Below are 2,752 nucleotides of genomic sequence, written 5' to 3' on the forward strand. Positions count from 1 at the left end.
CGCCGCCGGCAAGGTATTCGGACACCTCGCGGATCTCGCTGTCGCTGAGTCCGACGCCAAGTGCTGTCTCGATTCCTGGCACCCACTCCGACAGCCCGATGTGTTGGTCCCGCGCGGCCTCGAGCGCGCGATGAAAGATCGCGAGCCCGTACTAGGACGTTGTCGACCCCCGGGTAGCGCTGTTCTCGGCTCGGCGCCGGCCTGAATCGTCGTCATGTATTGGACAGGGAAGCTGGCGAGACTCTGAGAGTCAAGGCGTTATCATCGCTCCAAAACTATTGTCTCCCAGCATATTATCGCGTTACCTGACATAACCTATGTTATCGGCTGACAATGACTGCGGCGCAGCATATCTCAGGTTTTGTGCCCTTAACATGTTGCCAGAGTCCAACATTGGATGTGCAAACGTCGTGAAAACATGACCGCCGGTCCGGTGGGGACCGCAGGAATGGCATTACTGAAGGCTCTGCCACGGCCCGCGCTCTGTGGCAGTCACCTGGCGCGTTCCCGCGCGAGTGCTGGAGCAGTTGGAGTTGCGCTGGTTCGACGCTGAGCTCCGTGAAGGGCGACTGGAACATAAGACCTGTCGGAACCCCCTGAGTGACACAGCATTCGGAGGCTACCGGGCATACCGAGCCCACGGGATTACGTCACCGTGACGAAACTAGTGTGACTCGGCGGGCCTTCAAGTGGTGACACCTTACAGCCGCTCTCCGACATCGAATAAAACTACGACACCGGATCATGAGCAGGGTTGATCCAGCGTCGTTGGCAACTGTACTGACCTGATGCCCCGCGAAAGATGCAAACACCTGATTCGCTGATGGTCCGCTGCGCCGGGACTGGTTGGGCACACGGAGGCCCACGGCTGTCAACGTGTCGACGACGAAGACGCGCCCGAATCGGACGCCGCCCTCGCCTCAAAGTCGCCCTAGGGGCAGGTGACATCGATTTCGAAGGGTTTGGTCAGGGGTTGCGTCGGGTTGGCCATGTCCACCCCGGTGGCGGTGCCCTTGATCTTGTAGGTGTTGCCGTCCTTGGTGGCCGAGGCTTCTCCGCCTGGTGCACCGGCCGCGTAGCCCAGCGCGGTGCCGCCGACGTTGCCGAGTCCCACCTGCTTGACCTGCGGCGGGTCGGCATCACTCAGCTGAGCACCCAGGCCCTGCGTCGCGTCACCGATCGCGATCTGAATGTTTCCCCCCACGTCGGTACACGCAACGTTACCCTGGACGTTTTGGTCCTGACCGTCGATGGAGACCTTGGCAGCGCCAGGCGGGGGATTGCCCTTGGCGGCCTCCGTGGCGGACGTCGCGGCGCTGGTCGCAGAGCTCATCGCTGTCTTCGCGGTCTCGGTTGCGGAACTGGCATTCTCCGAGGCGGACTTGTCACTGGAACAGCCGGTCAGCCCCCCGATCACGATCGCCGTGCACCCCACCGCGACCACTAACGCACGCTCCACCACTTTGTCTCCTCTGTGTTGTATCCGCTGCTTTGGAAAACCCATTCATCTCCCCTTTCGTCCGACCACCAATCATGCGGCGGCTGATGGATCCACGTGCGTGGCGCTATGGCTTGAGAATGATCTTGACGGCGCCATCCTGCTTCTTCTGAAAGATGTCGTAGCCGTGCGGTGCTTGATCGAGCGGCAAGGTATGCGTGGCGAAGGTGTCGACGCCCAACGGGTCGTCGTCTGTGAGGAGCGGCATGATGTCGTCGACCCATTTCTTCACGTTGGCCTGACCCATTCGCAGTTGGATCTGCTTGTCGAACAGCGTGAGCATCGGTAGCGGGTCGGCCATGCCGCCGTACACGCCACTGAGCGAAATGGTGCCACCGCGGCGGACGATGTCGATGGCCGAGTACAGCGCGTCGAGACGGTCGACTCCCGCCCTCTGCATCATCGGCTTGGCGATGGCGTCGGGCAGCAGACCGGTGACCTGTTGAGCAAGCTTGGCCACGGGTGACCCGTGCGCCTCCATCCCCACGGCGTCGATGACCGAATCGGTGCCACGCCCGGCGGTCATATCGCGGATGACATCCGCTAGCTTGTCGTGGTGCTGGGCGAGATCGATGGTTTGCAGTCCGCGGGCCTCAGCCCTGGCGAGCCGCTCGGGCACTCGGTCCACGGCGATTACGTCGTAGCCCAGATGGGATGCGATGCGGGCCGCCATATCTCCGATCGGACCCAACCCCAGCACTGTTACCGAGCCGCCGTCTGGAATGTCGGCATAGGCCACCGCCTGCCATGCTGTCGGCAGAACGTCTGAGAGGTAAACGAACCGCGAGTCCGGCGGCCCTTCTGGAACCTTGATGTGCGTGAACTGGGCCTGCGGGACGCGAAGCAACTCCGCCTGTCCGCCGGGCACCGCGCCATAAAGCTCGGAGTAGCCGAACAGTGCGGCCCCCATGCCCTGATCGCGGACCTGCGTGGTCTCGCACTGAGTGAACAGCTCCTGATCACACATGTAGCAACTGCCGCACGAAATTTGGAAGGGGATCACCACTCGGTCGCCAACGGCGAGATTGGTTATCTCCGGGCCGACCTCGCGGACAATTCCCATCGGCTCGTGGCCGAGGATGTCTCCGGCGGTCATGAAGGCACCGAGCACCTCATAGAGATGAAGGTCGGATCCACAGATGTTGGTAGACGTCACCTCGATGATGGCGTCCGTCGACTCTTCGACCTTCGGATCCGGGACGGTATCCACGCGCACATCCCGTTTGCCGTGCCAGGTGACTGCCTTCATCGCAA

General features: G+C 62.1%; 2 protein-coding genes. Both read right to left on the reverse strand.

The window, feature by feature from the left end; genetic code table 11:
• Window positions 1-931 precede the first annotated feature (931 nt).
• On the reverse strand, window positions 932-1,459 hold the full coding sequence (locus tag VFW69_RS20240) for a lipoprotein LpqH (RefSeq protein ID WP_526503896.1): 528 nt from the start codon (window positions 1,457-1,459) through the stop codon (window positions 932-934).
• Between the two features lie 106 nt (window positions 1,460-1,565).
• Complete coding sequence (locus VFW69_RS20245; protein WP_526503898.1) at window positions 1,566-2,747, reverse strand: zinc-dependent alcohol dehydrogenase; 1,182 nt, start codon at window positions 2,745-2,747, stop codon at window positions 1,566-1,568.
• Between the last annotated feature and the right edge of the window lie 5 nt (window positions 2,748-2,752).

This window comes from Mycobacterium sp., assembly GCF_036273375.1.
GTDB lineage: Bacteria > Actinomycetota > Actinomycetes > Mycobacteriales > Mycobacteriaceae > Mycobacterium.